This is a genomic window from Lacinutrix sp. Bg11-31 (genome assembly GCF_002831665.1).
GTDB lineage: Bacteria > Bacteroidota > Bacteroidia > Flavobacteriales > Flavobacteriaceae > Lacinutrix.
Map to the genome: position 1 here is coordinate 3,401,530 of NZ_CP025118.1, position 26,379 is coordinate 3,427,908.

Genomic DNA, 26,379 nt, shown 5'->3' on the forward strand with positions numbered 1-26,379 from the left:
TTTTGGATTTGTAATTTATGAATTAGGGTTTTTTATGCGTTCGGCATAAACTATATAGTAACGATTAGTAAACCACCTTAAAATTGGACGAATACCAATTTTTTTAGTTGGGTTAGTCCATTGTTGACGATCAATTATTTTCCAACCTGCTTTTTCTAAAAGCCAATCAAACTGCCAGTCTTCAAACTCATGGTAATGTCTATCCCATTTATCTGTTTTGCTTCTGTAAGCCGAAGAAAACCATAAACGCATAGGAATACTGGCGACTAATTTATCTGCTTTAATAGTTTTTAAAACGGTGTAAGGTGATAGTAAATGTTCAAAAATCTCAAAAGCTGTTACAACAGTAGCATTAGAACTTTCAATAGTTGAGGTGTCTTCATCAATATCTTCTCCAGAAGTATTTTTAATCTTAAATCCACCACTCTTCATGACTTCTGTAAAAGGATTTGAAACACCTAAATCTAGAATATTTTCTTCTTTAGAAATGTGTTTTTCTAAAAACTGATATGTGAGTTTATATCTTTTATGTGGAAATTTACCTTCGTACAAGAAATGTTATTTTAATGTTTGTAAACAATACAGTTAATATTCATACCAGCACCAACACTTGCAAAGATAATAACATCACCTTTATTAATTTCTTGATTCTCAAGTTTGCCTTTTAAAATCATATCATATAATGTAGGAACCGTTGCTACACTAGAGTTACCAAGTTTAGTAATAGACATTGGCATAATACCTTTAGGCATTTTCATGTCGTGAAGCTTGTAAAAACGTTTTACAATAGCTTCGTCCATTTTTTCATTTGCTTGATGAATTAATATTTTTTTAATATCATTTATTCCATAACCACTTTTATCTAAACAAGCTTTTAAAGCTAGAGGTACATTAGTTAAGGCAAATTCATAAATTTTTCTGCCGTACATTTTAATGTATCGTCGTTGGCTTGTATTTTCTGGATTATTAGTTTCTCCAAAATAAATAAAATGAGCTTCGTCTAGTGCGAAAGTAGCAGATTCGTGGGCTATAATTCCAGATTCTTCATTGGTTTCTTCTACAATTACTGCTCCAGCTCCATCACTATAGATCATAGAGTCTCTATCGTGCTTATCTATAACACGAGATAGTGTTTCAGTTCCAATAACTAAGCAGCGTTTAGCAATTCCTGCTTTTATAAATGCATTAGCTTGAATAACGCCTTCAATCCAACCTGGACACCCAAAAAGTAAATCGTAACCTACACATTTTGGATTTTTAATTTGAAGTAAATGTTTTACACGAGAGGCTAAACTAGGTACAGTATCACTTTGTTCAGCATCTGGTTTTACATCTCCATAATTATGAGCTACAATAATATAATCTAATGTTTCTTTGTCAATTTTAGCATCAGCAATCGCTTTTTCGGCAGCATAAAACGCAATGTCAGAATTCAATAATTCAGGCTTTATGTAACGCCTTTCTTGAATTCCTGTTATTGCTTTAAACTTGTCGACAATAATTTCATTAGTGCTATTTATTTTAGAACCATCTGCATTTAAAAATTCATGATTATAAAAATCTTCATTTTTCTCAACAGTGCTCGGAATGTAACTTCCAGTTCCAGTAATTTTAATATTCATATAAAAAGGGAATTGCCTTTAGTTAGTTTACTAAGATAAGCATCAAAAATTAAAGACAATTTTTTAGTTATTTGTTTTTACGACGTTCAAGCCTGCATTATGCCTCCATATAGGCTTCTATAGGTGCACAAGTACAGATTAAATTTCTATCTCCATAGGCATCGTCAACACGTCTTACACTTGGCCAGAACTTTGTGTCATGTACGTATTCTAAAGGAAAAGCAGCTTTTTCTCTAGAGTAAGGTAAAAGCCATTCGTCACTTGTAACCATAGCCATTGTGTGCGGTGCGTTTTTTAACGGATTATTATCGTCATCCTTCGATGCTTCCGAAATTTCTTTTCTAATAGAAATCATAGCATCACAAAAACGATCCATTTCTGCTTTACTTTCACTTTCTGTTGGCTCAATCATCATGGTTCCTGCAACCGGAAAAGATACTGTTGGCGCATGAAAACCATAATCCATTAAACGCTTAGCAATATCGACTACTTCAATACCATTAGCTTTAAACGGACGACAATCTATAATCATCTCGTGTGCTGCACGACCACGTTCACCAGAGTACAATGTCTCAAAAGCACCTTGTAAACGTTGCTTAATGTAGTTAGCATTTAATATGGCGACTTCTGTCGATTTTTTTAAGCCTTTAACACCAAGCATTTTAATGTAACCATAAGAAATTAAACATGCTAATGCAGAACCATAAGGTGCAGCGGAAATAGCTGTTATTGCATTTTCTCCTCCAGTTTTTATAATTGGATTTCCAGGTAAAAAAGGAACCAATTGTTTTGCAACACAAATAGGGCCTACACCAGGACCTCCACCTCCATGAGGTATAGCAAAGGTTTTGTGTAAGTTTAAGTGACAAACATCTGCACCAATGTTTCCAGGATTTGTTAATCCTACTTGTGCATTCATATTAGCACCATCCATGTAAACTTGCCCACCGTTATCGTGTACAATTTGTGTAATTTCTTTAATAGCAGATTCGTAAACACCATGAGTAGATGGGTACGTTACCATTAAGGCTGCTAAATTATCTTTGTGTAATTCTGCTTTCTGGCGTAAATCGTCTACATCAATATTACCTTCTGCTGTTGCTTTTGTAACAACAACCTTCATTCCAGCCATTACAGCACTTGCAGGATTTGTACCGTGTGCAGAAGATGGAATTAAACAAATATTTCTATGATGATCTTCGCGAGATTCGTGATAAGCTTTAATGACCATTAATCCAGCATATTCACCTTGAGCACCAGAGTTTGGTTGTAAAGAAGTACCAGAAAAACCAGTGATTTCTGTTAATTGTTCTTCTAATTCTTTTAATACTGTTAAGTAACCTTTGGCTTGTTCTATAGGAACAAAAGGATGTATGCTTCCCCAATTAGGATTACTTAATGGCAACATTTCTGCTGCTGCATTTAATTTCATCGTACAAGAACCTAAAGAAATCATTGAGTGGTTTAATGATAAATCTTTACGTTCTAAAGTTTTTATATAACGCATTAATTCTGTTTCAGAATGGTGCGTATTGAAAACGTCTAACGTTAAAAATTCTGTTTTACGCTGAAGAGTTTCTTGAATGTTGTTTACTTCTGAAATGCTATCGATAGTAAAAGTTTCTTTTCCTAAAGCTTCAGCAAAAATTGAAATGATCTCATTTAGATCTACAAGTCTTGTTGTTTCATTTACAGAAATAGTAACAGTGTCTTCATTTGGATAGTAGAAGTTTACGTTACTTTTTTCTGCCAAATCTTTTACAATTGAAGCATTTGTTTTTATTTGAATGGTATCAAAAAATGATGTGTTTGTTTGTTCTAAACCTAATTTTACTAAAGCATTTGCTAAAGTAGAAGCTGTGTTATGTACTTGATTAGCAATAAAAGTTAAACCTTTTGGACCATGATAAACAGCGTACATTCCAGCCATAACAGCCAGTAATACTTGTGCTGTACAAATGTTAGAGGTTGCTCTATCTCTTTTTATATGTTGCTCACGTGTTTGCAATGCCATACGTAAAGCACGATTTCCATTCTTGTCTTTAGAAACACCAATAATACGACCTGGAATATCTCTTTTGTAAGTGTCTTTAGTTGCAAAATAAGCAGCATGTGGTCCTCCATAACCTAAAGGGATACCAAAACGTTGTGTTGTGCCAACAACAACATCTGCACCAAATTTACCTGGCGCTTCTAATTTTACTAAACTTAAAATATCTGCAGCAACAGCAACTTTAATATCTGCTGCTTTTGCTTTTTCTATAAATGTTTTAATGTCGCTAACTTGTCCGTTTTTTCCTGGATACTGTAAAATAGCTCCAAAAAACTCAGAAGAAAAATCAAATTCATTTTCATTACCAATAACTAATTCTATACCAATTGGAGTAGATCTTGTTTGTAAAAGTGATAATGTTTGAGGTAAAATAGTTTCAGAAACAAAAAACTTATTTACACCTGCTTTTTTTTGTGCACGTTCGCGAACTGCAAACAATAAACTCATTGCTTCTGCTGCAGCTGTACTTTCGTCTAAAAGCGAAGCATTAGCTAATTCCATTCCGGTAAGATCTGTAATCATCGTTTGGAAGTTTAGCAAGGCTTCTAATCTACCTTGAGCAATTTCTGCTTGGTAAGGTGTGTATGCAGTATACCAACCCGGATTTTCTAAAATGTTACGTTGTATAACAGCAGGTAGAATTGTTGGATGGTAACCTAAACCTATATAAGTTTTATAAATACTATTTAATTTTGAAAGCTCGTTAATGTGCGAAGAATATTCGAATTCGCTCATGGCAACATCCAAATTTAAGTCACCTTTTAAACGAATGTCATCTGGAACAGTTTCGTAAATAAGTTGCTCCATACTGTCCACACCAATGGCATCGAGCATTAGTTTTTGATCGTTTTCTCTTGGGCCAATATGGCGAAGTGCGAAAGTATTTGTATTCATAGTAGTTGTGTGTAAATTTTGAGCTGCAAAAATAATAAAAATTTAAGGTGTTGTTTCTTAAAAAAAACTAAAGTTTTTAACCATTTAACGGCTTTATTAACAGATACTATTTTTTATAATTTAACTTTGTATCATGCGATTGATTAAACAGCTTTTCGATTTTTACTTGAATAGTAGTATTCACGTGGCTTTAGCCGTCTATGCTTTGGGCTGGATTACATTGATTGAATTTGATGTTTCTTATGATGAAAACATCCTTTATTTTATCTTTTTCGCAACCATTACAGGTTATAATTTTGTAAAGTATTTTGGGATAGCGAAGTTTCATCACAGAAGTTTAACTGATGCTTTAAAAATGATTCAAGTTTTTTCATTTGTCTGTTTTATTTTATTGTGCTATTTCGCAATGCAATTGCAATTAAAAACATCGATTTCTATTGGTGTTTTTGGGTTAATTACCTTTTTATATGCTATTCCTTTTCTACCAAAAAAGTTCTATTTAAATAATCAGCAAAACCTTCGTGATGTTAGTGGGCTAAAAGTCTATGTTATTTCATTAGTTTGGACAGGTGTTGTTGTGTTTTTACCATTAATTAATAATGATTTTGGTATAAATGCAGATGTTTACATAACCGCATTTCAAAGATTTGTTTTTGTATTTGTTTTAATGTTGCCTTTCGAGATTAGAGATTTAGAATTCGATAACTTAAAGCTGGCAACTATACCACAGAAAATAGGAGTGAAGTACACAAAAATAATGGGTATTTTTTTATTGCTTCTTTTATTTGTTGCTGAATTTTTTAAAGATGAATTAAGCTCTGAGAGCTTAACTAAAACTTTAATTATTGTTTTAATAACACTGTGTTTTGTAGTTTTTGCAAACAAAAAAAGGAACCGTTATTACAGTTCCTTTTGGGTTGAAAGTATTCCAATTATATGGTTACTAATTATTTTGTTTTGCTAGTTCTTTTTTGAAAGCCGACTGTAGTTTCGATTTCTCTGTAGCATCTAATTTTACAGGTTTATTTGTTACTAATTTAGTTAGTTTTGCATTTTTGCTAGAGTATTTTCGACAAGCTGCACAAAAAGCTAAATGGAAATTTAGTTTAATTTTTTCCCAAAGAGTAGCTTCTTTATATTGTGCTTTATCACATGTGTGATTTGCTTCTTCACAACTTAAATATATTTTATTACTCATCTTAAAACCAATTTTTTTCTAAGCAACCAGCCATAGCAGTTCGTGCTCTGTGAATGATTACCCAAAGATTAGACGCAGTAATATTTAATTCATTACAAATAGCTTCTGTATCGTAATTTAAAATAGTCTTCATTTCGAAAACTTGTGCTTGTTTTGCTGGTAATTTATCCAAGCAATTATTTATTGCAACACCTAATTCTGTGTTTTCAATAGTGTCTTCGGCTGTTTTGTCGAAAGGATCTGCTACGCGTTCTTCTAGCCAATCGCCTTCGGTTTCTGTATCACTATTATAACTCATTCTTACTTCGGCTTTACCTTTGTTAGAATTTGTTTTACGATAGTGATCTATAATTTTTCTTTTTAATATTGAAATAAGCCAAGTACGTTCACTTGCTTCACCTTTAAAGTTTTTCATAGACTTTAAACCTGCTAAAAATGTTTCGGAAACCAAATCTTGAGCCATATCTCTATCGTTAACACGAGAAATGGTATAGTTAAAAAGGTAGTCTGAATACAAATTAATCCATTGATTTGGATCTATTTTGTGATCTGGCATAGCTGGCAATTTTTTCAAAAGTAAAGAAAAAGAATTGTTTTATTGCTATTTTAAATATATCAAGAAAAACACAATGCTTAAATAAAACCATAATATTGAAAATATAATATGCATTGCGGTTTCAAATAATTTGCCTTTCCAGAGTTTGGGAGAATAAACAAAGAATTGAAAAAATAATCTTATGCTCCAAAATAGACCAAGACCAAGTGCTATTTTATTACCAAAAGGTGTGGTTAATAATTCTTGTGAGCAGGTTAGGCATAACAAGCCCATTAAGAAAACGGTAAGTGCAATAAAAAAGGTGTGAGTAGTCATCATTTGCTTATTTATTAAGCTTAAATGTTTTAACTCTAAATGCCATTTAAAATACTTTGGAAACGGAATATGTATTACAGATAGTGTAATTAAAAGAACGCCTATTATTTTTAAATGAATGTCCATACTTGCTATTTTTTAAATTAAGGCTTGTTAATAATTATAGACATAAAAGGTGTAAATTTTATGTTTTTAAATGAAGAAAAACCAGCTTTATTATAAACGGTTTTCCATGTCTTTTTTGAGAAGAAGTGAGTAAAGCCAATAGAAAAGGCTAAAAAATTTGGGAAATCTCTTAAATGTTCTACCATAATTATTTTCCCTGTTGGTTTACAAATACGATGGCATTCTTTTAAAAACAGAACTTTCTCAGTATTGTTTCTTATTTCATGTGCAGTCGATAATAAAAACACAATATCTGTAGCGTTGTCTTCTATAGGAATATGTTTAGTGGAGATTTGCTTTGTATTAGGGTAGGTTAAACTTACTTTTCTTGCTCTTACAATTGCTGGTTCTGTGTGCTTTTTCTGATTGTAAAAATCGAAGACTTGCAAGTTTGCTTCTGGAAATTTATTTTTTATTATAAAGCTTGTTTCGTCGAAACCAGCATTAATATTAACAATGTTTTTAGTGTGAGTATCTATATTGCAGTTTTTTAGCCAATTTAAATTGTAGTATCCAGAGTAATCATATACGTAAGCAGATATAATTAATGGCATTATAAGTCCGTAAATAAATAATGAGATAACACTATAAAGTATGATGTTTGAACACCCAATATAGAGGAGGCTTAAAATTATAAGTGCTAATATGCTTAATCCAATAACATAGAAATGTCTGTTAAAGCTTAAAATATTTATAACGCCTTGAAATTTTTTTCTTTCTATTTCCATAATTCTATTTCTCCTTTTTTCCATTGGTATGGAATGTTTTCTATTACAAAAGCATTTGCTAAAACATGGTTTTTAAGATTTAAAGTGTTTAAGAAACCTATAGAGTAATCTTCAATTTTAATTGACTTAGGCGTCCAGTTTTGTCTTACACCTTGAATTATTAAAACTTCTTTAGTCTCTTCATTATAAGTAAAAGTAAAAGGAAGTGGGCCAGCAAAGCGTCTTGCTTCTTTCCAATTCTCGAAAGGAGAATTTAATGGCAGTTTAGCCTCTTTTTCTAAGTTGTTTAGTGATATATTAAAGTTTGAATGCTTAGAGGATATTTCAGTTTTATCTTTTGTTGTTTTTAGATTTACATCTGTAGTTGTATAATTATAGTGAGTAAAAACATTACCAATAAATGCCATTTTCTTTTTATCTGTTTCAGATTTTATTATATATAAACCACGTAAGTTCTTGCCTTTTTTGTTGGTGTAACGTACAAATATGCGGTAACCAATTAAAAAGAAATCGTTTCCCATAAATTTAGGGAAGCCTTTAGGTCTTAAACCTGTTGTTTGTACCATTGCAACTGCAACAAAAGCCCATTTGTCTTTAAAAGTATCTAGAGCTAAACACTCTGGAATTAGGTCTTGTAATTGCTCTTTTGGTACTGCAAAAGTTAAAACTGTAGAGCTTTTAAAAAAAGCCTGTACAGCAAAAGGATGATTTTTAAGCTTTGGTAGCATGGTTGTTATTTTCTTTTTTATTAAAATGAAAGCTATTTAGGTATACTATTGCAGCAAACAATAAAGCAAAAACAATATTGAATTTATGCCACAATAGTAATTCTGGAACTAGAGTAAACTCAATAATATTCATGATTAATACTATAGCAATTTGTATTATAGCATTCCATTTTTGCTTGTATTGTGTTAATACCCAAATAGCCATACAAACCTCTGATAATCCAATAGTAATAGTTAATATTCTTGAATGTTCAGTATTTAGAATGTGTGCTATAATAGCTTCGTGTCTTGGTACTTTATTTAGTATTTTACAATACAATCCATTTATAAGCCAAACAGAAGCTAGGATAATGGTAATCATTTTATGTAGTGTTGAACGCTTCATTATTTGTCTATTTTGTGCAACTTATAATATAATATCCAAAACTCTTCATGTGTAATCCAGATAATAATGCATAAAATGAACCTTTAAGATTATGTAAACTTTCTCTTTTTATAGAATTCAAAGCAACTATTTTTTTTAAAATAAATCCAACGATTGCAAAAGGGACATGTAATACAGAAGGTGCAACCCTAAAAGAAATATCTTCTATTGTTATGTTTTTAAAACCTGAGCGCTCTAAATCTTTTTTTACATTATTTATTGACCCTAAATTTGTTAAGCTCCAATGGTCGCAAAGTCTACGATGCGAATAGTTTGCACCATAACATAATTCGCTTTCTTCTTTTTTAAGAAATGCATCTGCTATTACAAAACGTCCTCCAGGTTTTAAAACACGATAAGCCTCTTGCAAAGATTCCTTTTTGTGCCCAGAATGACACAAACTCTCTATTGCTAAAGCAGAATCGAAAGTATTTGTTTGAAACGATGTGTTATTATAATTCTCATTTATAATAGTACCTTTTTTTTCTTTTAATAACGCATTGCCTTTTTTAACTTGAAAACTAGAAAGTGTGACTCCAAATGTAGTTAAGTTCTTGTGTTTTTTTAGAGCATAACGTATAGTGCCACCAACACCACAACCCAAGTCTATTAAGTTAGATTTATCTTTAGGGATGTTTAAACGGTTTAATACTTGGTTATTCATCTCGTTAAGCATGGTGTTTCTTGCAAACGGATTGTTTTTAAAAGGAACATAATAACCAAAATGCATGTTTAAGTCTTTACTCCAAAACTCATAATCATTGGTTGCACTATCATAGAAATCTATCATTTCTATTTTTGTTTGCTCTATTTTTTCTAAGTGATTTAGTGTTATTGCTTTCATGTTGAAAAACTTTAAAATTTTAATATTATTCCGTAGTTATTATGTTTTGTTGAGGTTCTAGTTTTTGTGTATGAATAATATAAGTTAGAAAACATACTAAAAAAGCAGGTAGTAAAAAGAACCAATCGAAACCACCATTCCATATTAAAAAGAAGAAAATTACTAATCCAAAATAAATGTAGATGAGCTTGTTTTTTGGAAATAATAGTATAAATATTATACCAGATAATACCTGTAATCCTCCTGTAATTGCTATTCCGTAAGGACCAAGTAGTACAAATAGTAAAGCAATAAAGTTTATGATTTTTGTGATTTTTGTGATTTTAAATGATAGTTTCATGATTTCTAATTATTTTAAACTTTCAGAAAAAATTGAAAGTTTTATTTAAATTTTTTTATTTGAATAATTTTAGAACAGACTTAGTAATCCAGTTTTGTTTTTGGTCTACTAATTTGTTAATCATTAAATCCATAGTTTCTGTTAATTCGTGTAAAGCTTTAGTTTGTTTAATTAGTTCTTGTGTTTTTTTAGAGCCATCATCTTTAATAGATGAGACTTCACTAAGAACTTTAATTACTGGTTTAATTTCGCGTCTACTTCTTTCTTTTGCAATAACTCTTGCTAGTTCTTGCACATCTTTTTCGGTAGTAAAAAATTCTTTACGTTCTCCAGGAACCAAAGTTTTGGTTACAATTCCCCAATCCATTAACTGTCGTAAATTCATAGATGTATTACCACGAGAAATCTTAAGGTCTTCCATGATTTCTTCCATGGATAATGACTCTGTTGAGATAAAAAGCAAAGATTGAATTTGAGCCATAGCCTTGTTTATTCCCCAAAGAGAGCCTAAACTTCCCCAAGTACTTATAAATTTGTTTTTTGCTTCTTGATATTCCATACAGCAAATATATTAAAATTTTTAAACTTTCAGTAATTATTGAAAGTTTATTTTATTTGTAAATGGATATGATCATCATGTCTAACCGCTTTACAGCCATGAAATCTTATTTTGGAGTAATTTACTAAACCCAGATTCTTTTTTAAATAAGGTTCTATAAATATTTTTTGGGTTTTATTTTGAGATAAAAAAGTAAGGATAACTTTTTTTGTATTAATTGCGTCAAAGTCTAAATCATTAATTTCTCCTAAAGTTAAATATTTAGTAAAGTCGTACTGCCAATAACCTTTTTTAATACAATTGATAGTGTTGTAGTTTTCCTCTATTACGTATATGCCATAACCTGATAATGCTGGTTTTTTATCTGTTATTTGCCCTTCTTTTGTTTTGTAAATAAAACTAATATCAATCTTTTTTCCATCGTTATGACTTCTGTGAGGAAGTAGTGAAAATCCGTTGTAGAATGGGAAGTTAGCATCTAAATAAGTAATTTTAATGTTTTCTGTCTTTAATGTTTCAGAAGATTTTATAAGTAACTCCTTTAGTTCTGGTGTTACATAATTTCTAAAGAATAAAGGATAGAATAAATTTCGTGGTTTTAAATTATCATTTGAAATAGGTAATTGTTCACGCCCAAAGTGTTTTGATAAAGAAGGCACGATTAGTAAGTTGCAAACTAAATATAGTATTGCAAATACGTATCTCTTTTTCCAGTTTTTGTATTTCCAAATTATTAAAGTTATAAGCCAAATTAAGCCACCAACTTGCGTAAATACAGTTAGGATTAAAATTAGAAAGACATGAAAAAGTATTCTTAGTAGTTTCATAAAAAAGAAAAGACGTTGCTTTTTAATTCAACGTCTTTAATGTGTCTTTTATTTTAAGTTCAAAACTTTAGGGTAATTATTTAATCAATCCTGCACGTTTCAACAATGCTTCAGGTTTTGGTTCTTGACCTCTAAAACGTTTGTATAAAACCATAGGGTTTTCTGTTCCACCTTGAGATAATACGTTGTCTTTAAATTTAGTGGCAATTTCCTTATTAAAGATGCCATTTTGTTTAAAGTAATCGAAAGCATCTGCATCTAATACTTCTGCCCATTTGTAACTGTAGTAACCAGAACTGTAACCACCTTGAAAAATGTGAGCAAAAGCTGTGCTCATACAATTTTCTTTAACATCAGGAAATAAGTTTGTGTCTTTAAAAGCTTCGGTTTCGTAGGCTTTAACATCATTAATTTTTGTTGGGTTTTTACCATGCCAAGACATGTCTAATAAACCAAAACTAAGTTGTCTTAGCGTTTGCATGCCTTCATGGAAGGTTGCAGATTCTTTAATTTTGTTTACCAACTCCATTGGTATTACTTCTCCAGTTTCGTAATGTTTAGCAAACAGCTCTAAAGCTTCTTGCTCGAAACACCAGTTTTCCATTACTTGACTTGGTAGTTCTACAAAATCCCAAAACACACTTGTTCCAGATAAACTTGGGTAAACGGTGTTGGCAAGCATACCATGTAATGCATGACCAAACTCATGAAATAGCGTAGTGACCTCGTTAAAAGTTAATAAAGAAGGTTTGCTTTTTGTCGGTTTTGTAAAGTTGCAAACAATAGAAACGTGTGGTCTTTCCTCTTTGCCATCTTTTATAAATTGTGGTTTATAACTCGTCATCCAAGCACCATTTCTTTTTCCTTTTCTTGGGAAGAAATCTGCATAGAATATAGAAACTAAGTCTCCATTTTCGTTAGTTACTTTATAGGTTAATACTTCTTCGTGGTATTTGTCTATATCGTTTATTTCTTCAAATTGTAGCCCGAAAAGTTTTTGAGCCACTATAAAAGCACCATCAATAACGTTTTCTAATTTAAAGTATGGTTTTAATTGCTCGTCATCTAAACTGAATAATTTTTGCTTCAGTTTTTCAGAATAGTAAGCAGAATCCCATTTTTCTAATCGGTCTATTCCGTCTAAGTCTTTTGCGAAATCTTCAAGATTCTTAAATTCTTTTTCTGCTGCAGGTTTTGCTTTAGCAAGCAAATCGTTTGAGAAATTTAGTACAGTTTCAGGTGTTTCAGCCATGCGTTCTTCTAAAACAAAATGAGAATGCGTTTTATAACCTAATAAGTTAGCACGCTCAAAACGTAGATTGACAATGTCTAATACAATATCTTGGTTGTCTAAAGTATCTCCTTTAAAACCTTTACTTCCGGCTTCCTTAGAAAGTTGTTCTCTAAGTTTTCTACTGTCTGCATAGGTTAAAAAAGGAATGTAACTTGGGTGATCTAAAGTAATTAACCAACCTTCTTTTTCTTTGCTTTCTGCTAATTGCTTTGCCGCTTCTTTTGCGCCATCCGGTAAACCAGACAAATCGTCTTCGTTTGTAAGATGTAATTCGTATTTATTAGTTTCGGCTAGAATGTTTTCTCCAAATTGTAATTTTAATTTGGACAATTTTTTATCTATTTCACGAAGTTTGGTTTTGTCTTCTTCACTTAAATTGGCACCATTTCTAGAAAAGCTTTTGTATTTTTTATCTAATAATGTTTGTTGCTCTGTAGTTAGGTTTAAACTTTCTTTTATATCGTAAACAACTTTAACGCGTTTAAATAAATGGTCGTTTAAAGTAATGTCGTTTCCAAATTCTGAAAGTATTGGAGATATTTCTTGAGCTATTTTTTGAATCTCTTCACTAGTCTCAGCAGAATTTAAGTTAAAAAAAATACTTGTAACACGATCTAATTGCTGACCAGAAAATTCTAAAGCTTCAATAGTGTTTTTGAAAGTTGGCGTTTCTGTATTTGTAACTATTGTGTCAATTTCTGACTTCGTTTCTTCAATAAGACTTAAAATTGCTGGCTTATAGTCCTGATTTTCAATTCGAATGAATGGAGCCGAGTTGTATTTCGTCGAAAAAATAGTAGTTAATATGTTCATTTTCAGTAAGATGGTTTTTGTTGTTTGTATATTTCGATAGTAAACATGTAAAAAATCGAAATAAGTTATAAATTTGCATCAGATTTTTTCTTGAGAGTTGGTTACTCTCTTAAAAATTATTGATTAATAGCGATGAAAAGCCTCAGATTTATTTGAGGCTTTTTTTTATGCCTTTTTTATAATAAATGTTATTTCCCACCTCTTTAGTGTTGTTAATCGTTTATTTTTGCCTTTAATCGATTGAGTAAGTATTTTTTTATTTAATTATTAGAATAGTATCTAAATTCAAGAGTTTTGCGATAAGTTTTTTTGATGTGAATAAAATTCATATATAGAAAGATTAATAGCGATTAAAAGCTCAGGAGACTGGGCTTTTATATTTTAAACTATTTAATTTTCTTTGAAGCTGCTTTTACCTTTAGTTTTAACTCTTCTTTATACATTATAATTTTATCTAAAACACTTTGATCGCTAGAGCCAATTATTTGCGCTGCTAAAATACCGGCATTTTTAGCGCCATTTAAAGCTACTGTTGCAACAGGTACGCCTCCTGGCATTTGTAAAATAGATAAAATAGAATCCCAACCATCTATAGAGTTTCTGCTTTTTACAGGAACACCAATTATTGGTAGAGGTGATAAAGAAGCTACCATTCCAGGTAAATGTGCTGCACCACCAGCTCCAGCAATAATTACATTTATACCGCGAGTGTGCGCGTTTTTACTGTAATCGAATAATTTTTCTGGTGTTCTGTGTGCCGAAACAATATCTACTTCAACTTCAATGTCAAAACTTTTTAATATATCTATTGCTTCTTGCATTACTGGAAGGTCGCTATCGCTTCCCATTATTACGCCTACTTTGCTCATAATTATTTACTTATTACTTTTATAGTCTTCTTAACTTCTTCAGCAATTTTACGTGCTGTATTTAAATCTTCATTTACAATAGTAACATGTCCCATTTTACGAAACGGTCTCGTCTGTTTTTTACCATAAATATGTGGAGTAACACCATCCATTTTCATAATTTCTGAAATGTTTTCATAAATAACATCACCTGTATAACCTTCTGCTCCAACAAGGTTTACCATAATACCTCCAACTTTACTTTCGGTTTTACCTAAAGGCAGATTTAATATGGCACGAATATGTTGTTCAAATTGCGAAGTGTAACTAGCCTCTATGGTTTGATGTCCAGAATTATGAGGTCTTGGTGCAACTTCGTTTATTAAAATTTTATCGTCTTGTGTTTGAAACATTTCTACAGCTAATAAACCAACATGGTTAAACGCCTCAGATACTTTTAAAGCAATGTCTTGCGCTTTCTTCGCTACTTCTGCAGGAATTCTTGCAGGACAAATAACATATTCTACTTGGTTGGCTTCTGGGTGAAATTCCATTTCTACAACAGGATATGTTTTTACTTCTCCATCTGGATTTCTAGCGACAATAACTGCTAACTCATTTTTAAAATCGATAAGTTCTTCAGCAATGCATTCGCCTTTTGGTAAATCTTTTAAATCATCCATTGAACGCACAACTTTTACACCAGTTCCATCGTAACCAAATTGTGCACTTTTCCAAACAAACGGAAATTCTAAACCTCCATTTAAAACTGCATCTTCAATTTCTGAAGCGTAAGCAAATCGAGAAAATTCCGAAGTCGGTAGATTCTTATCTAAATAAAACAATTTCTGCTTTGCTTTATTCTGAATAATTTTCAGGTTTTTAGAACTTGGATATACTTTTACACCTTCTTTTTCTAATTTTTCAAGCGCATCTACATTAACGTTTTCAATCTCGAAAGTTAAAACATCTACTTGTTTTCCAAAGTTATAAACAGTATTAAAATCCATTAAATCACCCTGAGTGAAAGCGTTACAAGCCATTTTGGAAGGCGCTTCGTTACTTGGGTCTAAAACGTACGTTTGGATATCGAATTTTCTGGTATTGTAAAGCATCATTTTACCTAGCTGTCCACCACCAAGAATACCTAATTTAAAATTTGAAGAGAAATAGTTCATTTTATTGTTGAAATTAGAGATACAAAAATACATTTTATAATATGAAACTGCCCTAAAATGATAATGCAAAAATCGTATTTCGATTAACAAATACGTATCTTTGCCACTTTCATAAAACGAATATAATGATTAAGCTACACGACAAATATTTTAAGCCTTTTATTTCTGCAAAAGAAATTGATGCTGCTGTGTCTAAAATGGCTACAGATTTGGCTAACGATTTAGGAGATGAAATCCCTGTTTTTATTGGTGTACTTAATGGTTCGTTTATGGTGGTTAGCGATTTTGTAAAAAAATATCCTAAACCATGTGAAGTTACTTTTATAAAATTAGCATCTTATGAAGGTGTGAAATCGTCTGACGATATTCAGCGTTTAATTGGTTTAACTCAAGACTTAACAGGTAGAACAGTAGTTATTCTTGAAGATATAATCGATACAGGAAAAACGCTTCACGAAATCCATAGGATTTTTAAAAACGAAGGTGTAAAACAATTGCTAATAGCAACATTGTTTTACAAGCCCGAAGCATATAAAAAAGATTTTAAATTACATTACGTTGGTATAGAAATTCCTAATAAATTTATTGTAGGCTACGGCTTAGATTACGATGGGTTAGGAAGAGACTTGCCAGAAGTATATCAATTAAAAACAACGCAACACATGACTAATTTAGTATTATTTGGTCCTCCAGGAGCAGGTAAAGGAACTCAGGCTAATTTTTTAAAGGAAAAGTATAATCTTGTACATATCTCAACAGGAGACGTATTTAGATTTAATATTAAAAACGAAACTGCTTTAGGGACTTTAGCTAAATCTTTTATGGATAAAGGCGAGTTAGTACCAGATCAAGTAACTATTGATATGCTTGAAGCTGAAGTTGAGAAAAATGCAGGAGCTAACGGTTTTATTTTTGACGGTTTTCCAAGGACTAACGCACAAGCGGAATCTTTAGATAAACTTATGGAAAGTAAAGATTCGCAAATTAATGCAATGATTGCTTTAGAGGTTGAAGATGAAGTTTTAGTAGAAAGACTTCTTGAACGTGGGAAATCTAGCGGAAGAAAAGATGATGCTAACGAAAGTATTATTAGAAACCGTATTAAAGAATATTACACAAAAACTGCAATATTAAAAGATTTTTATTCTGCACAAAATAAATACTATGGTGTAGATGGTTTTGGTAGTGTTGAAGCTATTACTAAGCGTTTATGCGCTAGTATAGATAAATTATAAAGTAAATTTAGTTTTATTACACAGTTCCATTGGAGTGTTGCAGCTCATGTTACTGTTTGTAATGTTGTTATCCATAGTTTTATTTGTTTTAGCTATTATTAGTGCTGTTTTAAATAATTTTAAGAATAACGATAAAATAATCTGGGTATTAGTAATACTACTTGTACCTTTTTTTGGACCAATTTTATATTTTATTATTGGAAGAAAAACGAGAATAAAAAAAGCATAATAGCTTATTAGCGAAAATTGAGTAAAGGATAATAATTATGACAGAAGGAAATTTTGTTGATTACGTAAAAATGCATGTAACCTCTGGTAAAGGAGGTCAAGGATCTACGCATTTACATAGAGAAAAGTATCTTGCTAAAGGTGGTCCTGATGGAGGAGATGGTGGACGTGGAGGACACGTGATTTTAAGAGGAAGTACTAATCTTTGGACATTAATACACTTAAAGTTTAAAAGACACGTTCGTGCTGGTCATGGAGGAAGTGGAAGTAGTGGAAGAAGTACTGGTGCAGATGGAGAAGATATGTATGTAGATGTACCTCTAGGAACAGTAGTTAAAGATACTGAAACCGATGAGACTCTTTTCGAAATCACCGAAGAAGGTGAAGAACGTATTGTAGCATTAGGAGGAAAAGGTGGTCGTGGAAACTGGCATTTTAAAACGCCTACAAACCAAACACCACGTTATGCACAGCCTGGAATTCCTATGGAAGAAAAGGATATTACTTTAGAACTTAAATTATTAGCAGATGTTGGTTTGGTTGGTTTTCCAAATGCAGGAAAATCGACACTATTATCTGTAATTACTTCTGCAAAACCAAAAATCGCAGATTACGAGTTTACTACATTAAAACCTAATTTAGGTATTGTAAAGCATCGTGAGTTTCAGAGTTTTGTAATGGCAGATATTCCTGGTATTATAGAAGGAGCAGCAGAAGGTAAAGGCCTTGGTTATTACTTTTTACGCCATATAGAACGTAACTCTGTTTTATTGTTTTTAATTCCAGCAGATGCGCCAGATATTAAAAAGCAGTACGACATTTTGTTAGACGAATTACGTCGTTACAATCCAGAAATGTTAGATAAAGATAGATTTATTGCTATTTCTAAATGCGATATGCTTGATGATGAACTACAAGCTGAGCTAAAAGTAGAATTGGATAATGAGTTACCAATTCCTTATGTGTTTATTTCTAGTGTAGCACAACAAGGCTTACAGGAACTTAAAGATGTACTTTGGGGAGCTTTGAATTCTTAGAATTTTTCAAAATATATATAAAAGCTCTTAATTTAATTAAGGGCTTTTTTTATGCTATTTTTAGTTTTAATAAAACGGAATGTATAATATCAAAATCGTCAGTACCTACAAAAAATGTTTTCGAATTAGATTTTATTTTAATAGCACTTCCAGTGCTTACATTATATAGTAAGCCATGTGGTGTCAATCTAATACCAATACCATAAAGAGCAGGTGTTTTAATGTTTTCTATAGAATCGTAATTAATATCTTTAATTTTTAGCGAACGTTTAAGAAATCCTATTCCAAATTTAGCTTCTATTTTTTCGCTATCAATTGTAATGGTTAATTTATAAAATGTTAAACCAATTAAAAGGAAGAGTAACATAAGAATTACAAAAACAGATAAAGGTATTGGGTTGCTTCCGGTTTGTAGAATAAAAAGAGTAACTATAGAAATAGCAACTATACTTATAATTCCAGTTATTAATTTTCCGTATTGTGTTTTTTTATAAAGTGTCATGTAGTGTGTAATTTAGTAATTATGCATCAAATATTAAAAGCAAATGATATTAAAAAGTTAAAATTATGACGAACGGTTGAACAGGTGTAGTAAATGGTATTATTTTTGCATATTTTTATAAAAAAGCAGCTATGAAATATTTTAAAATTCTACTTTTAGTATTGTGGGTTACCTCTTGTGCGCCAATCTATGTAAACTACGACTACGAGAAATCTACAAATTTTGAAAACTATAAAACTTATAATTTTTTCAGTAACATAGAATCTGGTTTAAACGAGTTAGACGAGAAACGCTTGATATCTGCACTAGAAACTAAGCTCAATACAATGGGTTTGCAAAAAACTGATAATGCAAGTTTTTTAATAGACATTAAAAGCGATGAGTTTCAAGAGCAATCTAGAAACACTGTTGGAGTAGGAGTTGGTGGTGGAAACCGTGGATTTGGTGGTGGAGTTTCGGTTGGTATTCCAATTGGTCAACCTAATATAAATAGACAAATTACAGTCGAGTTTGTAGACGAATCTAAAACAGGACTGTTTTGGCAAGCGATAAGCGAAAGCGGATTTAAGCAAAACCAAAAGCCAGAAAAACGAGAAGCACGTTTTCAAGCCATTGTAGAAAAAATGCTGAAAGGTTATCCGCCTAAAAAATAATAAGTAATTTATTTATAGCTTCATAAAAATACCAAACAATTCATTTCTATCTGGAATAGAATTATAACAGGTTTCAAAAATTTTCTCCATAAAGTAAGGCTTTAAGTAAGATAAATACAATGCTTTATCACCACCAAAAGGACGTTTTTCTAAATCGTTTGTAAGTGGGAAATCAAACCATAAGCCAACTAATTTCCCATTTGTGTTTAGTAAATGAAACATCTGCTTTGCATAAGTTATCCTAGTTTCTTCTATAGGAGGAAAAGAACAGAAAAAGGTTTGTTCTATAATTAAATCGTAAGTAGTGTTGTGAGTAAAAAAATCACCTTGTATTAATTGAGTTTCAGGGAAGTCTGGATTTCTTTTTTTAAAAGCTGCAAGAGGAACTTCAGAAATATCTAAAATAAATACATTTTTAAATCCGTTATTGTATAAATATTCAGCTTCATAAGCATTACCAGCTCCTGGGATTAAAATGGTTAATTCTTTGTTTTCTAATTGGTCAAAATATGCTTTTAAAGGCTTAGATGGGTAGCCAATATCCCAGCCGGTTTTTTCTTCATTATAACGTTGTGTCCAGTAGTCTTTGGTTTCTGTCTCTATGTTTTTCATCTTTCAATTTTTCTTACAATTTAATAATTATTCCTTTTCACTAAGTTACATAACTTTTATATTTTTGTAAAATGATTGATAACTTCGAAAACGAATATTTTGGAATAGGTATACAAAATGGTAAAACACCAGAAAATCTAGGTGTCCTTTGGCGAACTGCCCAAAATTTAGGAGCTAGTTATATTTTCACTATTGGAAACCGCTATGCTAAACAGGCTTGCGATACACATAATGCTGTAAAATCAATGCCTTATTTTCATTATGATGATTTTGAAGAATTCTATAATAACATCCCAAAAGGAGCTAGATTGGTTGGTGTTGAGTTAGATGATACTGCAGTAGATTTAGAAACATTTCACCATCCAAGACGTTGCGTATATTTGTTAGGTGCAGAAGATCATGGTTTATCAAAACAAGCAATAGAGAAAAGTCATTTTTTAGTTAAATTTAAAAGCGAATTGAGCTTAAATGTTTCAGTTGCTGGAAGTATTGTTATGTACGATAGAGGAATAAATAAACCAAGGTCGTAACTTTGCAGTCTATTAAATAGAATATAATGAGTCATAAAGCAGGTTTTGTAAATATTATTGGTAATCCTAATGTTGGTAAATCGACATTAATGAATGCCTTTGTAGGTGAGAAATTATCGATTATCACATCTAAAGCGCAAACGACAAGGCATCGTATTTTGGGTATTGTAAATGGTGAAGATTTTCAAGTTGTATTAAGTGATACTCCTGGGATTATAAAACCAGCTTACGAGTTACAGGCTTCTATGATGGATTTTGTAAAGTCGGCTTTCGATGATGCAGATTTGCTTATCTATATGGTAGAAATTGGTGAGAAAGAATTAAAAGATGAATCTTTTTTTAAGAAAATTACGAGTGCCAAAATACCTGTTTTATTATTATTAAATAAGATCGATCAATCCGATCAAACACAATTAGAAGAACAAGTACAATTGTGGGCAGAGAAAGTGCCAAATGCTGAAATTATTGCTATTTCTGCTTTAGAAGGATTTAATGTAAAAGAAGTATTCGATAGAATTATTGAATTACTTCCAGAGTCTCCTCCTTATTATCCAAAAGACCAGTTAACTGACAAACCAGAGCGTTTTTTTATAAATGAAACCATTCGTGAAAAAATATTAATACATTACAAAAAGGAAATTCCTTACGCAGTAGAAATAGATACCGAAGAATTTTTTGAAGAAGAAAAAATCATTAAAATTCGTTCTGTAATTATGGTAGAACGCGAAACGCAAAAAGGAATTATTATAGGTCACAAAGGTTCTGCTTTAAAAAGAGTTGGAGTAGAGGCTAGAAAAGATTTAGAAAAATTCTTTGGAAAGCAAATTCACTTAGAGCTATACGTTAAAGTAAACAAGAACTGGAGAAGTAACCAAAGACAGTTAAAGCGTTTTGGATACAATCAATAATTAGTTGTTTTCTGCGTGAATATCTTGGTCTCTTAGTGTGTCTCGCATAAAGTGATGCAGTTCATGCATTTGGTCTGTTCCAGTTTTTTTACCCATTCTTCCTCCAAAATAAAGGATGAACCAGATTAGTACCATTAAAAAGCTTATAAATAATTGAATAGAATAATCTGATTCTAAAGACCAATTAGCATAAGCCCAAATACCAAAACCTAAAAACAAGCCAATAACCACAAAGTGTAGAAACATAAAAAGCGTCCAAACGGTTGGGTTTGGACCAAACAATCCATAAAGAGTACTGTTGTTTCTGTCTTCATTTTTATTAATTTCTAAATGTAATTGCGGAGACCAAAAGTGCTGTTTCGCTTTAGGTATTTTAATAAAAACATGGTCGTCTACTCGAGAAACAATAAAACTAGTTTGTGTGTTTTTAGTGTCTTCAAAAAGTTTTAAAAGTGTATTATTTTCCTCGTTAATATCAAATTTAAAACGCGGTCTTAATACTATTTCGTTTGTTAAGGACATTTTTAGAGTTTTAAAAATTCAATTTACATTTTTTTTATTGAACTCAGTTTTATTTTTTTTGGATTCTACTAATAGTCAGTGTTTTTAGGTCTTCGTAAAGGTTTTTTGAATAGAATAGTGTTTCTAAGCACAGATAAAAAGACTAATAATAGACTCAAAAAAGTCATTTTTTAGCTAATTAAAAATAAATAAACAAATTCTATAACTAAACACTACCTTTGCAGGCGCTTACAGGATATGTAATGCAGACTAAAACAAAAGATATGAGTAATATAGTAGCAATTGTAGGAAGACCTAATGTTGGAAAATCAACATTTTTTAATCGTTTAATTCAACGTCGTGAGGCCATTGTAGATGCCGTAAGTGGTGTTACAAGAGATCGTCATTACGGGAAAAGTGACTGGAATGGTAAGGAGTTTTCCTTAATCGATACAGGAGGTTATGTAAAAGGAAGTGATGATATTTTCGAAGCTGAAATAGATAAACAAGTAGAGTTGGCTATCGATGAAGCAGATGCTATTATATTTATGGTAGATGTCGAAGACGGAATTACAGGAATGGATGAAGATGTTGCCACATTACTTCGTAAAGTTACAAAGCCGGTTTTTTTAGTTGTTAATAAAGTAGATAACGGAAAACGTGCCGAAGATGCTGTAGAGTTCTATAGTTTAGGTTTAGGGAATTATTTTACAGTTGCAAGTATAAATGGAAGTGGAACTGGAGATTTATTAGATGCTTTAGTTGAAGCACTTCCAGAAAAAGAACAAGAAGAAGAAGTAGACGAATTACCTAGATTTGCAGTAGTTGGTCGTCCTAATGCTGGAAAATCTTCTTTTATAAATGCTCTAATTGGAAAAGAAAGATATATAGTTACTGATATTGCAGGAACTACAAGAGATTCTATAGATACCAAATACAATCGTTTCGGTTTCGATTTTAATTTAGTAGATACTGCTGGAATTAGAAAAAAATCTAAAGTAAAAGAAGATTTAGAATTCTATTCTGTAATGCGAAGTGTTAGAGCTATTGAACATGCAGATGTTTGTTTGATAGTTGTCGATGCTAATAGAGGTTTCGATGGGCAAGTACAAAACATCTTTTGGTTGGCTCAAAGAAACAGAAAAGGGATTGTTATATTAGTTAATAAATGGGATTTAGTAGAAAAAGACCATAAAACAACTATTGCATTCGAAAAACATATTCGCCAACAATGCGAACCGTTTACAGATGTGCCAATTGTGTTTATTTCGGCATTAACAAAACAACGTATTTATAAAGCAATAGAAACTGCTGTTGATGTTTATAAAAACAGAACCAAGAAAATTAAAACAAGTGTTTTAAATGACACGTTCTTACCAATAATAGAAAATTATCCACCACCAGCTTACAAAGGTAAATTTGTAAGAATTAAATACATTATGCAGTTGCCAACAGCGCAACCGCAATTTGCATTCTTCTGTAATTTACCACAATATGTTCGTGAGCCTTACAAGCGTTTCTTAGAAAATAAATTACGCGACATATTCGATTTTAAGGGTGTGCCAATTAGCGTTTACTTGCGTAAAAAATAAGTGTAAAAAATGTGTATTGCATTTATATTCTAGATAAAAATTTAGAAATGGAATAGTAAATTAAAATGAAGCTTTTATTTAATTAATAACTAAATAAAAGCTTCATTTTTTTATTTTTAAATATCTAGTAGATGCACTCTAGGCTGTTTTAATTAATGATTTAACGGTCCTCCCTTTATTATTTTTTTGTTATACTATTAGTGTTTAGTTGTGATGTAGGCAAAATTAATGTTGAGACTTATAAAAAACATATTAGAAATTACTGTTCTTATTTTTTGATATCTATTTAATAAATAACATAGTACATTGAAATTTTATATTTTCTTTAAGATTTTCATACTATAACTATAGTACTTTCGTTTTTAAATTTTACGCTTAACATAATCATCAATCAATAAACCAATCCAACCATGCGCAAACTACTGTTTTTTGCAACACTCTTATGTGTGTCATTCTCATTCTCTCAATCTCAAGATTTTAAAGTTACAGGTAAATTAGTTGCTGCAGACGACCAGTATCCAATGGAAGCTGCTACGGTTTTTGTACAACGAGTAAAAGATAGTTCTTTAGTAACTTATACTATTTCGGATAAAGATGGAATGTTTTCACTAGAGAACACTACTGCAGATGAGTATTTAAACCTTTACGTTTCTTACGTAGGTTATAGAACCTATTTTAAGAAAGTAAAAATGGATAAGGACGTTCAAGATATTGGAACCATTTCTTTAGAGGTTTCAAACGCTTTAGACGAGGTTGTGCTTAGGTCTACTGCTCCAGTAACCATAAAAAAAGACACTTTAGAGTTTAACGTTAAATCGTTTAAAACAAAAAAGGATGCGAATGTTGAAGATTTACTTAAAGAGCTACCAGGTGTTGAGATAGATGAAGAAGGGAAGATAAAGGTTAATGGTAAAGAAGTAAATAAAATTTTAGTAAACGGAAAGCCTTTCTTTGGAAACGATCCTTCTATTACAACTAAAAATTTGACCAAGGATATTATTGAAAAAATTCAGATTGTAGATACCAAAACTAAAGCAGAAGCTTTTTCTGGCGAAGCTGGAGATAAGGAAAGCAAAACAATAAACCTTACTATAAAAGAAGAGAATAATAAAGGTGTATTTGGTAGAGTTTCTGCTGGAGCAGGAACAGATGAGCGCTATGAGTTTGCTGGTATGATTAATATATTTGATAACGACCAACGTATAAGTGTATTGGCTGGAGGTAATAACACTAATTCACCAGGATTTAGTTTTGGAGAAATCTCTAAAATGTTTGGTCGTGGAGGTAGTACTTCTTGGAATAGTAACGGTTCTTTTTCAATTGGAGGACGCTCTTTTGGAGGAGGAGCAGGTATTACTACTTCACAAAATACAGGTTTAAATTATGCCGATAAAATAGGAGAGAAAACGGATGTTTCTGGAGATTACTTTTATTCTTCTAGTAACTCTGAAAACGAATCTTCTTCTCAACGTGAAACTATTTTATCAGACTCTCGATTCTTTACAAATTCATCATCAAATTCAGATAATGATACAGACAGCCATACAGCAAACCTCGACTTTGAAATTGAAACAGATTCAACTTTTCAAATTAATATAGCACCATCATTTAACTATTCTAAGAGTAAAACATTATATAATAGTAGTGATGAGACTTTAGATGAAGATAGAGTGCTTACCAATCAATCTGCTGTTAACTCAAATGTGGAAAGTATAGGGAGAGATTTTTCTAACGAGTTGAGTGTGACTAAACGTTTTGGAAGTAAAGGAGCGTTTTTACGTTTTGAATTAGAAAACAGTATTAATAAAAATGAGAGCGATGATTTCCTTAGTTCTAATACCGAAGTATTTGGTACTAATCCAGAAACTATTAATAGAAATCAATTTACAGATGGAGATAAAAATAGTAAAGGTTTAAGTGCAGAGTTAACTTATAGATTACCATTGGTTGATAAGAAGTTATTCTTGAATTTTGAATATGAATATGCACGTGATAAAGACGAAAATAGAGAAAGCACATTCGATTTTAACGCAACCTCTCAAGAGTATTCAGATTTTAATACTGAATTAAGTACAGATTTCGAATATACAGATTCTAGAAGTATTCCTGGAGTTGCTTTAAGTTATAAAGGTGAGAAGTTTTCAAGTCGTTTTAAGTTAAGTTATAATATGCGTACACTTAAAAATGAAGATTTATTGAGACCTGAGTTTAATGTAGAACGAGATTTTAATAACATGCAAATTAGCTCTTATGTAAATTATCGTTTTAGTCCAAAATCGTCTATTTATGCTAATTATAGATTAAGTAATAATCCGCCAGCATTAAGACAATTGCAAGCATTTACAGATGTTTCTAATCCATTAAACACTATCGTAGGTAATTCAAATTTAGAGCCCGAAAAGAGTCATAGAGTATACATTGGTTATAATGGTTTCGATTGGCAAAAGAAAACAGGTTTGTATTTAAATGCAAATGCAGAAATAACAAATAATCAAGTAATCTCTAAAACAACAGTAGATCCAGAAACATTAAAAAGAATTACTACTTACGAAAATGTAGATGGTAATTATAATGTAGGCTTATATGGTCGTTATAGTAAAGATTTTAAGTTAGATTCTATTAGAAAAATAAAATTTAAAGCGGGAGCTTGGACTAATTTATCAAAAAACATAAACTTTAATAATGATGTGCAGTATGCTAGTAATGTAACTTCGGTTACACCAAATATTGGTGTTGATTTTATTTGGGATAAAGTTTTAGAATTTAAACCATATTACAGAATTACTTTTACTAAAAACACTTATGATATCGAAGCTTTCGATGACAGAAATTTTACAAGTCATGATGCAGGAATTAGAACAGCTACTTTTCTTCCTGAAAAGTTAGAATGGCGTAACGATATTAGTTTTAATTATAATCCAAATATCGCAGATGGTTTTCAAAAAACGGCATGGTTCTGGAATTCAACTTTGGCGTATTCTGTGTTAAAGGATCAAGGAGCAGTAACATTAAAAGTGTACGATTTATTAAACCAAAACACTAATGCTAGACGTGTGGCAACACAAGATTATATTCAAGATTCGCAAAGTACAGTGTTAGAGCAATACTTTATGTTAAGTTTTAGTTGGAAGTTTAATAGTTTAGGATCTAAAGGAGAGTCTAAAGATAACAATATGTACTTTTTTGATTAACTTG

The 26,379-nt window shown here is 31.3% G+C and carries 28 protein-coding genes; 9 read left to right on the forward strand and 19 right to left on the reverse strand.

Going from position 1 to position 26,379, the window contains the following annotated elements; translation table 11 throughout:
* Positions 1–15: 15 nt before the first annotated feature.
* From CW733_RS15140 to gcvP, 3 genes are all read right to left on the reverse strand, one after another.
* Positions 16–552 carry a methyltransferase gene (locus tag CW733_RS15140; RefSeq protein WP_100998175.1) on the reverse strand — a complete coding sequence of 179 codons (537 nt, stop codon included), beginning with the start codon at positions 550–552 and terminating at the stop codon, positions 16–18.
* An 11-nt stretch (positions 553–563) separates the two neighbouring features.
* Entirely contained in the window at positions 564–1,622 is a 1,059-nt protein-coding gene (locus CW733_RS15145; protein ID WP_100998191.1) for a 3-oxoacyl-ACP synthase III family protein, read from the reverse strand.
* A 97-nt stretch (positions 1,623–1,719) separates the two neighbouring features.
* Positions 1,720–4,569 carry an aminomethyl-transferring glycine dehydrogenase gene (gene gcvP / locus CW733_RS15150; protein WP_100998192.1) on the reverse strand — a complete coding sequence of 950 codons (2,850 nt, stop codon included), beginning with the start codon at positions 4,567–4,569 and terminating at the stop codon, positions 1,720–1,722.
* A 133-nt stretch (positions 4,570–4,702) separates the two neighbouring features.
* Here gcvP and CW733_RS15155 point away from each other — a divergent pair, with 133 nt between their 5' ends.
* Complete coding sequence (locus CW733_RS15155; protein WP_100998193.1) at positions 4,703–5,533, forward strand: hypothetical protein; 831 nt, start codon at positions 4,703–4,705, stop codon at positions 5,531–5,533.
* Here the strand turns inward: CW733_RS15155 and CW733_RS15160 are convergent.
* The 13 genes from CW733_RS15160 to CW733_RS15220 all read right to left on the reverse strand — a co-directional run bounded on the left by CW733_RS15160 (position 5,513) and on the right by CW733_RS15220 (position 15,386).
* Positions 5,513–5,767, reverse strand: a complete 255-nt coding sequence (locus CW733_RS15160) for a glycine dehydrogenase (RefSeq protein ID WP_100998194.1) — start codon at positions 5,765–5,767, stop codon at positions 5,513–5,515. The genes CW733_RS15155 and CW733_RS15160 overlap by 21 nt on opposite strands.
* A 1-nt stretch (position 5,768) precedes the next feature.
* The gene (locus tag CW733_RS15165; protein ID WP_100998195.1) at positions 5,769–6,323 is read right to left on the reverse strand and encodes a sigma-70 family RNA polymerase sigma factor; all 555 of its coding nucleotides are present in this window, start codon (positions 6,321–6,323) and stop codon (positions 5,769–5,771) included.
* A gap of 45 nt (positions 6,324–6,368) precedes the next feature.
* Positions 6,369–6,764 (reverse strand): hypothetical protein, encoded by a 396-nt coding sequence (locus CW733_RS15170; RefSeq protein ID WP_100998196.1) that lies wholly within the window; start codon positions 6,762–6,764, stop codon positions 6,369–6,371.
* 17 nt (positions 6,765–6,781) lie between these two features.
* The gene (locus CW733_RS15175) at positions 6,782–7,555 is read right to left on the reverse strand and encodes a class I SAM-dependent methyltransferase (RefSeq protein ID WP_232730372.1); all 774 of its coding nucleotides are present in this window, start codon (positions 7,553–7,555) and stop codon (positions 6,782–6,784) included.
* A complete protein-coding gene (locus CW733_RS15180) occupies positions 7,522–8,259 on the reverse strand; it encodes a DUF2071 domain-containing protein (RefSeq protein WP_100998197.1) in 738 nt (245 codons plus the stop codon). Before CW733_RS15180 ends, CW733_RS15175 begins: the two co-directional genes overlap by 34 nt.
* Positions 8,243–8,644, reverse strand: coding sequence for a DoxX-like family protein (locus CW733_RS15185; protein WP_100998199.1), 402 nt, complete (start codon positions 8,642–8,644; stop codon positions 8,243–8,245). The genes CW733_RS15180 and CW733_RS15185 overlap by 17 nt, the downstream gene beginning before the upstream one ends.
* Positions 8,645–8,651: 7 nt before the next feature.
* Entirely contained in the window at positions 8,652–9,527 is an 876-nt protein-coding gene (locus CW733_RS15190; protein WP_100998201.1) for a methyltransferase domain-containing protein, read from the reverse strand.
* 25 nt (positions 9,528–9,552) lie between these two features.
* A complete protein-coding gene (locus tag CW733_RS15195) occupies positions 9,553–9,867 on the reverse strand; it encodes a hypothetical protein (protein ID WP_100998202.1) in 315 nt (104 codons plus the stop codon).
* A 55-nt stretch (positions 9,868–9,922) separates the two neighbouring features.
* Complete coding sequence (locus tag CW733_RS15200; protein ID WP_100998205.1) at positions 9,923–10,426, reverse strand: GbsR/MarR family transcriptional regulator; 504 nt, start codon at positions 10,424–10,426, stop codon at positions 9,923–9,925.
* A gap of 47 nt (positions 10,427–10,473) precedes the next feature.
* Positions 10,474–11,253 (reverse strand): hypothetical protein, encoded by a 780-nt coding sequence (locus CW733_RS15205; RefSeq protein WP_100998207.1) that lies wholly within the window; start codon positions 11,251–11,253, stop codon positions 10,474–10,476.
* Positions 11,254–11,329: 76 nt separating this feature from the next.
* Positions 11,330–13,360: a M3 family metallopeptidase gene (locus tag CW733_RS15210; RefSeq protein WP_100998209.1), complete on the reverse strand. Its 2,031-nt coding sequence runs from the start codon at positions 13,358–13,360 to the stop codon at positions 11,330–11,332.
* Between the two features lie 386 nt (positions 13,361–13,746).
* Positions 13,747–14,229, reverse strand: coding sequence for a 5-(carboxyamino)imidazole ribonucleotide mutase (gene purE, locus CW733_RS15215; protein WP_100998211.1), 483 nt, complete (start codon positions 14,227–14,229; stop codon positions 13,747–13,749).
* 2 nt (positions 14,230–14,231) lie between these two features.
* A complete protein-coding gene (locus CW733_RS15220) occupies positions 14,232–15,386 on the reverse strand; it encodes a 5-(carboxyamino)imidazole ribonucleotide synthase (protein WP_100998212.1) in 1,155 nt (384 codons plus the stop codon).
* Positions 15,387–15,511: 125 nt separating this feature from the next.
* Between CW733_RS15220 and CW733_RS15225 the strand changes: the two genes are divergently transcribed.
* From CW733_RS15225 to obgE, 3 genes are all read left to right on the forward strand, one after another.
* On the forward strand, positions 15,512–16,621 hold the full coding sequence (locus CW733_RS15225) for an adenylate kinase (protein ID WP_100998214.1): 1,110 nt from the start codon (positions 15,512–15,514) through the stop codon (positions 16,619–16,621).
* A 61-nt stretch (positions 16,622–16,682) separates the two neighbouring features.
* Positions 16,683–16,850: a PLDc N-terminal domain-containing protein gene (locus CW733_RS16785; RefSeq protein WP_157811595.1), complete on the forward strand. Its 168-nt coding sequence runs from the start codon at positions 16,683–16,685 to the stop codon at positions 16,848–16,850.
* 37 nt (positions 16,851–16,887) lie between these two features.
* A complete protein-coding gene (gene obgE, locus CW733_RS15235; RefSeq protein WP_100998218.1) occupies positions 16,888–17,886 on the forward strand; it encodes a GTPase ObgE in 999 nt (332 codons plus the stop codon).
* A 49-nt stretch (positions 17,887–17,935) separates the two neighbouring features.
* Here obgE and CW733_RS15240 read toward each other — a convergent pair whose 3' ends face one another.
* Positions 17,936–18,388 (reverse strand): hypothetical protein, encoded by a 453-nt coding sequence (locus tag CW733_RS15240; protein WP_100998220.1) that lies wholly within the window; start codon positions 18,386–18,388, stop codon positions 17,936–17,938.
* A 131-nt stretch (positions 18,389–18,519) separates the two neighbouring features.
* Between CW733_RS15240 and CW733_RS15245 the strand changes: the two genes are divergently transcribed.
* Entirely contained in the window at positions 18,520–19,041 is a 522-nt protein-coding gene (locus CW733_RS15245; protein WP_100998222.1) for a DUF4136 domain-containing protein, read from the forward strand.
* A gap of 12 nt (positions 19,042–19,053) precedes the next feature.
* On the opposite strand, the gene CW733_RS15250 is transcribed toward CW733_RS15245, so the two are convergent.
* Positions 19,054–19,653 carry a methyltransferase domain-containing protein gene (locus tag CW733_RS15250; RefSeq protein WP_100998224.1) on the reverse strand — a complete coding sequence of 200 codons (600 nt, stop codon included), beginning with the start codon at positions 19,651–19,653 and terminating at the stop codon, positions 19,054–19,056.
* Between the two features lie 71 nt (positions 19,654–19,724).
* Here CW733_RS15250 and CW733_RS15255 point away from each other — a divergent pair, with 71 nt between their 5' ends.
* Positions 19,725–20,183, forward strand: a complete 459-nt coding sequence (locus tag CW733_RS15255) for an RNA methyltransferase (RefSeq protein WP_100998226.1) — start codon at positions 19,725–19,727, stop codon at positions 20,181–20,183.
* A gap of 26 nt (positions 20,184–20,209) precedes the next feature.
* Positions 20,210–21,091: a GTPase Era gene (gene era / locus CW733_RS15260; RefSeq protein ID WP_100998228.1), complete on the forward strand. Its 882-nt coding sequence runs from the start codon at positions 20,210–20,212 to the stop codon at positions 21,089–21,091.
* On the opposite strand, the gene CW733_RS15265 is transcribed toward era, so the two are convergent.
* Complete coding sequence (locus CW733_RS15265) at positions 21,092–21,613, reverse strand: GTP-binding protein (RefSeq protein ID WP_100998230.1); 522 nt, start codon at positions 21,611–21,613, stop codon at positions 21,092–21,094.
* A gap of 263 nt (positions 21,614–21,876) precedes the next feature.
* Between CW733_RS15265 and der the strand changes: the two genes are divergently transcribed.
* Both der and CW733_RS15275 read left to right on the forward strand, forming a co-directional pair.
* Positions 21,877–23,184, forward strand: coding sequence for a ribosome biogenesis GTPase Der (gene der / locus CW733_RS15270; protein WP_100998880.1), 1,308 nt, complete (start codon positions 21,877–21,879; stop codon positions 23,182–23,184).
* Between the two features lie 410 nt (positions 23,185–23,594).
* Complete coding sequence (locus CW733_RS15275) at positions 23,595–26,375, forward strand: outer membrane beta-barrel protein (protein ID WP_100998232.1); 2,781 nt, start codon at positions 23,595–23,597, stop codon at positions 26,373–26,375.
* Positions 26,376–26,379 lie beyond the last annotated feature (4 nt).

What these genes read in the sequence shown, in the direction of transcription:
- CW733_RS15145 (WP_100998191.1), bottom strand. Translation starts at nt 1,622, where the DNA reads ATGAATATTAAAATTACTGGAACTGGAAGTTACATTCCGAGCACTGTT.
- gcvP (WP_100998192.1), bottom strand. Translation starts at nt 4,569, where the DNA reads ATGAATACAAATACTTTCGCACTTCGCCATATTGGCCCAAGAGAAAAC.
- CW733_RS15155 (WP_100998193.1), top strand. Translation starts at nt 4,703, where the DNA reads ATGCGATTGATTAAACAGCTTTTCGATTTTTACTTGAATAGTAGTATT.
- CW733_RS15160 (WP_100998194.1), bottom strand. Translation starts at nt 5,767, where the DNA reads ATGAGTAATAAAATATATTTAAGTTGTGAAGAAGCAAATCACACATGT.
- CW733_RS15165 (WP_100998195.1), bottom strand. Translation starts at nt 6,323, where the DNA reads ATGCCAGATCACAAAATAGATCCAAATCAATGGATTAATTTGTATTCA.
- CW733_RS15170 (WP_100998196.1), bottom strand. Translation starts at nt 6,764, where the DNA reads ATGGACATTCATTTAAAAATAATAGGCGTTCTTTTAATTACACTATCT.
- CW733_RS15175 (WP_232730372.1), bottom strand. Translation starts at nt 7,555, where the DNA reads ATGGAAAAAAGGAGAAATAGAATTATGGAAATAGAAAGAAAAAAATTT.
- CW733_RS15180 (WP_100998197.1), bottom strand. Translation starts at nt 8,259, where the DNA reads ATGCTACCAAAGCTTAAAAATCATCCTTTTGCTGTACAGGCTTTTTTT.
- CW733_RS15185 (WP_100998199.1), bottom strand. Translation starts at nt 8,644, where the DNA reads ATGAAGCGTTCAACACTACATAAAATGATTACCATTATCCTAGCTTCT.
- CW733_RS15190 (WP_100998201.1), bottom strand. Translation starts at nt 9,527, where the DNA reads ATGAAAGCAATAACACTAAATCACTTAGAAAAAATAGAGCAAACAAAA.
- CW733_RS15195 (WP_100998202.1), bottom strand. Translation starts at nt 9,867, where the DNA reads ATGAAACTATCATTTAAAATCACAAAAATCACAAAAATCATAAACTTT.
- CW733_RS15200 (WP_100998205.1), bottom strand. Translation starts at nt 10,426, where the DNA reads ATGGAATATCAAGAAGCAAAAAACAAATTTATAAGTACTTGGGGAAGT.
- CW733_RS15205 (WP_100998207.1), bottom strand. Translation starts at nt 11,253, where the DNA reads ATGAAACTACTAAGAATACTTTTTCATGTCTTTCTAATTTTAATCCTA.
- CW733_RS15210 (WP_100998209.1), bottom strand. Translation starts at nt 13,360, where the DNA reads ATGAACATATTAACTACTATTTTTTCGACGAAATACAACTCGGCTCCA.
- purE (WP_100998211.1), bottom strand. Translation starts at nt 14,229, where the DNA reads ATGAGCAAAGTAGGCGTAATAATGGGAAGCGATAGCGACCTTCCAGTA.
- CW733_RS15220 (WP_100998212.1), bottom strand. Translation starts at nt 15,386, where the DNA reads ATGAACTATTTCTCTTCAAATTTTAAATTAGGTATTCTTGGTGGTGGA.
- CW733_RS15225 (WP_100998214.1), top strand. Translation starts at nt 15,512, where the DNA reads ATGATTAAGCTACACGACAAATATTTTAAGCCTTTTATTTCTGCAAAA.
- CW733_RS16785 (WP_157811595.1), top strand. Translation starts at nt 16,683, where the DNA reads ATGTTGTTATCCATAGTTTTATTTGTTTTAGCTATTATTAGTGCTGTT.
- obgE (WP_100998218.1), top strand. Translation starts at nt 16,888, where the DNA reads ATGACAGAAGGAAATTTTGTTGATTACGTAAAAATGCATGTAACCTCT.
- CW733_RS15240 (WP_100998220.1), bottom strand. Translation starts at nt 18,388, where the DNA reads ATGACACTTTATAAAAAAACACAATACGGAAAATTAATAACTGGAATT.
- CW733_RS15245 (WP_100998222.1), top strand. Translation starts at nt 18,520, where the DNA reads ATGAAATATTTTAAAATTCTACTTTTAGTATTGTGGGTTACCTCTTGT.
- CW733_RS15250 (WP_100998224.1), bottom strand. Translation starts at nt 19,653, where the DNA reads ATGAAAAACATAGAGACAGAAACCAAAGACTACTGGACACAACGTTAT.
- CW733_RS15255 (WP_100998226.1), top strand. Translation starts at nt 19,725, where the DNA reads ATGATTGATAACTTCGAAAACGAATATTTTGGAATAGGTATACAAAAT.
- era (WP_100998228.1), top strand. Translation starts at nt 20,210, where the DNA reads ATGAGTCATAAAGCAGGTTTTGTAAATATTATTGGTAATCCTAATGTT.
- CW733_RS15265 (WP_100998230.1), bottom strand. Translation starts at nt 21,613, where the DNA reads ATGTCCTTAACAAACGAAATAGTATTAAGACCGCGTTTTAAATTTGAT.
- der (WP_100998880.1), top strand. Translation starts at nt 21,877, where the DNA reads ATGAGTAATATAGTAGCAATTGTAGGAAGACCTAATGTTGGAAAATCA.
- CW733_RS15275 (WP_100998232.1), top strand. Translation starts at nt 23,595, where the DNA reads ATGCGCAAACTACTGTTTTTTGCAACACTCTTATGTGTGTCATTCTCA.